We start from the raw sequence: 7,638 nt of genomic DNA, 5'->3' as shown, positions 1-7,638 counted from the left end.
GACTGGTTCATTCGCATGATTACATTAGGCAGCATTCAGCGTTATGCAGTATAATATGATGAGGATCAGATCGTAAGCCTCCTGGCCACCTCGTACTGATACCTGTCGATGTCCTTCTGCATCTGCAGGGCCTCCTCGATGCCGAAGTCCGTGAACTCTCCGTAGCGGTAGCCCACCACCCGGTTGGTCTTGCCCTCTAAGAGGATGTCCACCGCGTAGGAGCCCATGATGGAGGCATAGTATCGGTCCATGGCGGTAGGGCTGCCGCCCCTCTGCATGTAGCCTAGGATGGTGGCCCTGGTCTCGATGCCCGTGGCCGCCTCGATGCGCTTTGCCATGGAGGTGGAATGGCCGATGCCCTCCGCGTTGATGATCAGGTGGTGTATCTTGCCCTTCTTGCGGCTCTCGATGATATGGTTGATGATCTCCTGCTCGTTGTAGTCGTAGTTCTCGGGGAGCAGGATGTCCTCGGCGCCGTTGGCGATGCCGCACCACAGGGCGATATAGCCCGCGTGGCGCCCCATGACCTCGATGATGCTGCAGCGCTCATGGGAGGAGGAGGTGTCCTTGACCTTGTCGATGGCTTCCATGGCGGTGTTCACTGCCGTGTCAAAGCCTATGGTGTATTCCGTGCAGGCGATATCCAGGTCAATCGTGCCCGGAATGCCGATAGCGTTGATGCCCTGCCTGGAAAGCGCCTGGGCCCCTCTGTAGGAGCCGTCGCCGCCGATGACCACGATGCCGTCTATGCCGTGCTTCCTGCAGATTTCAGCCGCCTTCTCCTGGTATTCCACCTTTTTGAACTCCAGGCACCTGGCCGTGCCCAGAACGGTGCCGCCCCTCTGTATGATGTCCGACACGTTGCGTGGCGCCATGTCGATGATGTCCTCGTTGAGTAGGCCGTTATATCCCTTCTTAACTCCCTTTACCTTCACGCCCCTGTAGATAGCGGTGCGGACCACCGCGCGGATGGCGGCGTTCATGCCAGGCGCGTCCCCACCGCTGGTCAGTACCGCTATCGTCTTTATTTCCTTCGCCATTCTCTGTAACCTCCTGTCCCTATTCTGATTCCGTATCTCCCCGTCGCCTACATCCCACGCCGGAGGAATCCGGCTTTGTCTTTTCGCTTTCCGCATATATTTTAATGCATTTGCATACGGTTTTCAATACCTATTGGCGGATTTTTACATTTTCCCCGCCGAACAGGCCCCCCAGACGCTGCTCCAGCGCCCTGTCAGCGGACACCCGCCGGTTGGGCGGCAGGAGCTTGTAGGCTCTGGTGTCCTTTAGGAATATCACCACGTCGTCGTTGCCGTCGGAGTCCTCGATGGCGGTGAGCAGCTCCTTCTCCCTGGCAAAATAATTGTCCGCGTCCGGGAACTGGATCCAGATGCCGGAGGGCACCTTCTTCTGCGGCCGGCCCCCGCTTTGGCCCACATCGTCCCGACCCGCTCCCTCCGCGCCTGTACTGCCGTCCTGCCGGGCTCCCTGCCCCTCCGGTCTGCCGCCGTACTGTCCGCCGCCCTGCCGACCGTATCCGCCGTTTCTCCCCCCGCCCCCGAAGCCCGCGCTGCCGAAGCTTTCATTGTAACGGTTCCGGAACAGCGGGGCGCCGTTGGCCTGGGCCGCCTCCTGGAAGCTGACCACCTGCTCGCAGATCAGCTTGCCGTCCTTTTCCTCCTCCATGCTGGCCCGGCCCTTGATGAAGACTCTCGCCTCCTCCACCAGCATGCTGCCGTATCTCTCATAATCCCTGGGGAACACCACGATCTCCATATTCCCCACCAGATCCTCCAGGTTCAGGAACGCCATCACCTTGTCGTTCTTGGTGTACTTGATGCTCCTGTCCGCGATCATGCCGCCCACCACCACCCGGGCCTGGTCCTCCACCCGGGCGCTGCCGGTCTCCTCGTCTAAGGCGAAGTCGCCCGTGGTGTTGGTGATATGCTTCTGCCACAGCTCCTGGTCGGACTCCAGGGGATGGCCGCTTAAGTAGATGCCCAGCACCTCTTTTTCAAAGGCCAGGACCATCTCCTTGGGGTACTCCCCTACGTCAGGCATGCGGATGTCGAACTCCTCCTTCTGGGACTCGTCCGCAATGTCGAAGAGGGTTATCTGTCCCGCCAGATTGCTCTTCCTGTCCTTTGTGATGCGCTCCATGATCTGCACATAGACGCTCATGAACTGCTTCCTGGTGCCGCCCAGGCTGTCCAGGGCCCCGGCCTTGATGAAGTTCTCCACGGCCCGCCTGTTCACGTCCTTGTCTGAGGTGCGCTCCAGGAATTCCTTCAGGTTCTGGAACGGGCCTCTGGCCTTGCGCTCGGCCACGATGTCGTCGATGGCGGACTGGCCCACGCCCTTGATGGCGGTGAGGGCATAGCGGATGCTCTGTCCGTCCACGGAGAATCCGCTCTGTCCCTGGTTGATGTCCGGCGGCAGGAGCTCGATGCCCATGTTCCGGCAGGTCAGGGTGTACTCCGACACCTTCTTGGCGCTGTCGATGACGGATGTCATCAGGGCCGCCATGAACTCCACGGGATAATAGTATTTCAGCCATGCCGTCTGATAGGCCACCACGGCGTAGCAGGCGGCATGGGATTTATTAAAAGCGTACTTCGCGAAGTCGGTCATGTCGTCGAATATGCCGCTGGCCACCTGCTCGCCGATGCCCCTGGACACGCAGCCGGGCACGCCCTCCTCCGCATTGCCGTAGATGAAGTTGGCCCGCTCTTTCTCCATGACGGACTGCTTCTTCTTGCTCATGGCCCGGCGCACCAGGTCGCTGCGGCCCAGGGTGTAGCCGCCCAGGTCGCGGACAATCTGCATCACCTGCTCCTGGTAGACGATGCAGCCGTAGGTGGGGGCCAGGATAGGCTCCAGCTGGGGGCAGGAGTAGACTACGTCTTTATGGTTATTCTTTCCCTTGATGTACTTCGGGATGAAGTCCATGGGCCCCGGGCGGTACAGGGAGATGCCTGCGATGATGTCCTCCAGGTTCTGGGGACGCAGCTCTTTCATGAAGCTTCTCATCCCGCCGCTTTCCAGCTGGAACACGCCGTCCGTCTTCCCGGTGCCGATGGCCGCCAGCACCAGGGGGTCATTGTAATCGATGCTGTCGATGTCGATGCGCTCCCCCTTAGTCTCCTCCACGAACCTCACCGCGTCCGCGATCACCGTCAGCGTCCGCAGACCCAGGAAATCCATTTTCAGCAGGCCCAGCTCCTCCAGGGTGGTCATGGTGAACTGGGTGGTGACGGAGCCGTCGCTTCCCCTGGACAGGGGCACGAAGTTGTCCGCCGACTCCGGGCAGATGACCACCCCCGCCGCGTGCATGGAGGTATGCCTGGGCAGTCCCTCCAGACGCTTGCACATGTCGATCAGGTGGCGCACCTGCTCGTCCTCCTGATAGGCCTTGCGCAGCTCCGGGTTCTTCTCCAGGGCTTTGTCGATGGTGATGTTCAGCTCGGCCGGTATCATCTTGGCGATGGAGTCCACGAAGGCATAGGGCAGGTCCATGACCCGGCCCACGTCCCGGATGACGCCCTTGGCCGCCAGCGTACCGAAAGTGACAATCTGCACCACCTTGTCGGAGCCGTACTTCCTGTCCACATAGTCGATGACCTCCTGCCTGCGGTTGTAGCAGAAGTCGATGTCGATATCGGGCATGGACACCCGCTCCGGGTTCAGGAACCGCTCGAAGAGCAGGTTGTACCGGATGGGCTCGATGTTGGTGATCTTCAGGCAGTAGGACACGATGCTCCCCGCGGCGGAGCCTCTGCCCGGCCCTACGGGGATGCCGTTGCTCCTGGCGTAATTGATGAAATCCCACACGATCAGGAAGTAGTCCACATACCCCATGCGGCGGATGACGCCAAGCTCGTAGTCAAGCCGCTCCTGCAGGGTCTGTCCCGTGTCCCCGGCGGGCTGTGCCCCGTCCCCGTAGCGCTCCGCAAGCCCGTCGCCGCACAGCTTGTTAAGATAGCTCCAGGAGTCGTAGCCTTCCGGCACCTGGAAATGGGGGAGCTTGGTGACTCCGAATTCTATCTCCACATGGCAGCGGTCCGCGATGCGCTGGGTGTTCTCCAGTGCTTCCCAGGCATAGGGGAACAGGGCCTTCATCTCCTCCTCGCTCTTGACGAAATACTGGCCCCCCTCGTAGCGCAGCCTGTCCTCGTCCGCCAGCTTCTTGTTGGTCTGGAGGCACAGGAGGATGTCGTGGGAGTCCGCGTCCTTCTCGTAGGTGTAGTGGACATCGTTGGTGGCCACTAAGGGGATGTCCAACTCCTTGCTCATCTTTAAAAGCTCCGTGTTCACCAGGCGCTGCTGGGGAAGGCCATGGTCCTGGAGCTCCAGGAAGTAATTGCCCTTTCCGAAGCATTCCTCGTATCTGCGGGCCGCCTTTCTGGCCTCCTCCGGCAGGTTCTTCACGATATTCCGTTGCACTTCCCCCGCCAGGCAGGCGGACAGGGCGATCAGCCCCTCGTGGTAGCGGTTCAGGACTTCCATGTCCACACGGGGGCGGTAGTAGTAGCCCTCGGTGAAGCCTTTGCTGACGATCTTCATCAGGTTGGCGTAGCCGGTGTTGTTCTCCGCCAGTAAGACGAGATGGTAGTACCTGTCCTCGCCGCCGGTGGTCTCCTTGTCGAAGCGGGAGTTCGGGGCCACATAGACCTCGCAGCCGATGACGGGGTTGATGCCTGCCTCCCTGGCGGCCCGGTAGAAGTCGATGACGCCGTACATGACGCCGTGATCCGTGATGGCGGCGCTGTCCATTCCCAGCTCTTTTACACGGGAGACGTATTCTTTGATTTTATTGGAGCCGTCCAGGAGGGAGTATTCCGTGTGGACGTGAAGGTGTGCGAATGCCATGTGGGCCTCCTTTGTGTTCTTATCGCTTTTCCAGTCTCTCTATCGCGCAGCTATGGCGCTTGTCGGCATCGTCCCTGTCATAATTTATGCCCACTGCCAATATCTCGCCCGCATATCCTTCCAGCGCCTGGGTGTAATGCCTGTCCTTTATCTGCTGTATGGCCGCATTGACTGTCTTGTCATATTTCAGCTCTATGACAAGGGCTGGTTTATTTGCAGAGGGCAATGGCAGGAATACTACATCTGCGTAGCCTTTTCCTGACGGCAGCTCCCTGATGAGCCTGTAGTCTTTCCTGGCGCTGTAATACGCAAGCCCAATGGCGCACGCAAGTGAATTTTCATCATTGTAGGTCAAAATAGAAGAGGCTTCCGTATGTGCCTGGTCGAGCCCTCTGGCCACGCTGTCCGCATCGCCGTCCAGCGTAGCCTTCAGTAGGTCATCCGATGCCTTCAATATCCGCATGACCTCCGGCCAGCCGCTGACGCTCATGGCGTTCTCGAACTCTCCCACAATCTCTTTATTGGGGATGAACGCTTCCTCCTTCCCGGAATCATAAGCCAGGTACCCCAGGTGAATCAGCAGCGTGAGCACGTCATCCTTTGTCCTGAGATTCCGCATGTCGTTCTGGAAGCTCCGTGTGTTGATCCTGACGCTTCCGCCTCCCAGCATCTGCACGATGTCCGCCCGGAGCCCCTCGAAGTCCATATCCATATAAATTTTCAGCGCCTCGTATGTTTCCGTCGCCGTCCAGTAATTGGAAAACTCCCCGCAGCTCATAGCCTCTACCACGGACTTCGGATTGTATACATGCTGATATTTCCTGAATTTATATCCGTCATACCAACTGCTGGCTTCCGCAAAGTCCATGCCGAAACGCTGGCACAGAGCCTTCACTTCCTCTTCCGTAAAGCCGGTATACTCCTCGAAATTCCTTTGATTCGTCATGGAGTATTCCCGGAACATGTTCAGGGCCGAATGCAGGCCATACTTTTTTACAGGCAGGATGCCTGTCATATAGGCAAGGGCGACATACTGCTGATCCTTCAGAAGATTCCGCAGGAAGTCCAGGTATTGCCTCTGCAGCGCTTCCGACTCCTGCCGTTCCCGCATGATACAATCCCACTCATCTATCAGGAATATGAACTGCTTGTCCGTCTTCACGTAAATTTTACGAAGCGCAGCAGCAAGCCCCATCTCCCGCCCCCGCAGGATTTCCTCATACTCCTCGGACAGTTCTTCCAGCACTTCCTGTTCCAGGTATTCCGTCGCCTTTCCGGGCGCAGCCTCAATCAGGAACTGCTGCATGTTCAGATAAATCACATCATAACGGTTCAGATGCTTGGAAAAAGATTCCTGCCCTGCTATCTTCAGTCCCGCGAAGAGCTCCCTGGAGTCGCAGCCCCTGCCGTAATAGGCAGCAAGCATTTCAAGCGCCATGGACTTTCCGAAGCGCCTGGGCCTGCTGACACAGATATATTTTTCTTTTGTGCTAAGCAGCTCATTGGTACATGCAAGCAATCCTGTCTTATCCACATAAATCTCAGACCGAACCGATTCCCAAAAGCCTCTGTTACCTGGATTCAGATAAATTCCCATAAGCCCTGCTTTCGCCTTTCATTGATTTGCTGTTGCGTCCCCTTTTCCAATGAAACCATTCTAACATAAAAGCGGCGTCAATTCAATTAGGACTTAAAACCGCCCAAAATCCCCTAAAATCATTTCTTCTGAATCAAAAGCTCATCCATATTTCCCGTAATGACCTGACCTTATATTCACTTCGGTCAACTGGATTTCGTTTCCAAATAATATAAAAACCTCCCGGTCTGCCCTGAAAAGGACAGTCCCGGGAAGTTTTGTTCCATCTCTGACAGAAGAAGCTATGGCTTTCTGCCGACTCCCACTAAAGCACCTGGATAGATAGAATCTCCAGTCATTAATGTAATCTGTAACATTGTCTGTTCTGTTTCCCATATATAGACTATGCTCTGGAGCTGGTCATTGGCATTCTCAAGTTTTCGGCTCTCCTCTCCATATAGTCGAAGCATTTCCTCTACCAAGGCCTCAAACCACTGTTCATAATTCTGCTCCTCATGGAAATCGAAATCGAACTTTACAATCGCAAGCTCACCGTCCTGAAATTCTAAGGTAGCTATTGCGCTCTGCCCGTCCAAGGCAAAGCTGTGTTCCGCCTTATAAAAAGTTGTACCAACAGCCCCCTCATATGCATTCTTATATTCATCCAGTTCGATTTCAAAAGAAAGTTGTTTCGCTGCTTCCTCTGCCGATATCCCCCATTCCAGCCCTTCGAATCTATATTCTCCACCTTCCGACAACCGCTCCAGCGGTATCTCTGCATCCGAATGTTTCCCTCTCTCCATAAACAGATAAATGCAGATTGCCACAAGAACCACCAAGGCTATGACAGCGACCAGTATAAATCCTGTGAAGCGTTTCTTTATCTTCATAGCACCTCCCACAGCTTATCATTGCTGTTATACTGCATAACGCTGAATACTGCCTAATGTAATCATGCGATTGAACCAGTCAGCGCCTCCTCCATTCACCGGACCCACCCCTTTCGCTATACAGCCTTTTACTACTTGGTTATAATAAATATAACATCTTTCACAAATTTTGTCAATATTTTTTCCATTTTTTATGTATTTTATCTTTATTATTAATCATCCAGAAACAAGTATGCCATTATTATATCTTTTGGTGTTAGTCAATAAATATGTTGGTATTGCTTCACAGCACTACTAAGTTGT

At 55.7% G+C, this 7,638-nt stretch carries 4 protein-coding genes; all 4 read right to left on the bottom strand.

Annotated elements, in window-relative coordinates:
• Positions 1–65 precede the first annotated feature (65 nt).
• Complete coding sequence (pfkA, locus tag Q2B33_RS22295) at positions 66–1,040, bottom strand: 6-phosphofructokinase (protein WP_296477996.1); 975 nt, start codon at positions 1,038–1,040, stop codon at positions 66–68.
• A gap of 130 nt (positions 1,041–1,170) precedes the next feature.
• Positions 1,171–4,869: a DNA polymerase III subunit alpha gene (locus tag Q2B33_RS22290; protein WP_300784577.1), complete on the bottom strand. Its 3,699-nt coding sequence runs from the start codon at positions 4,867–4,869 to the stop codon at positions 1,171–1,173.
• A gap of 19 nt (positions 4,870–4,888) precedes the next feature.
• Positions 4,889–6,466, bottom strand: coding sequence for an AAA family ATPase (locus Q2B33_RS22285; RefSeq protein WP_300784574.1), 1,578 nt, complete (start codon positions 6,464–6,466; stop codon positions 4,889–4,891).
• Between the two features lie 281 nt (positions 6,467–6,747).
• The gene (locus Q2B33_RS22280) at positions 6,748–7,335 is read right to left on the bottom strand and encodes a hypothetical protein (RefSeq protein ID WP_300567693.1); all 588 of its coding nucleotides are present in this window, start codon (positions 7,333–7,335) and stop codon (positions 6,748–6,750) included.
• Between the last annotated feature and the right edge of the window lie 303 nt (positions 7,336–7,638).

The organism is uncultured Acetatifactor sp. (genome assembly GCF_948601915.1).
Taxonomy (GTDB): domain Bacteria; phylum Bacillota; class Clostridia; order Lachnospirales; family Lachnospiraceae; genus Acetatifactor.
The sequence above is the reverse complement of the archived record's forward strand: the minus strand, read 5'-3'. Positions and strand labels throughout refer to the sequence as shown.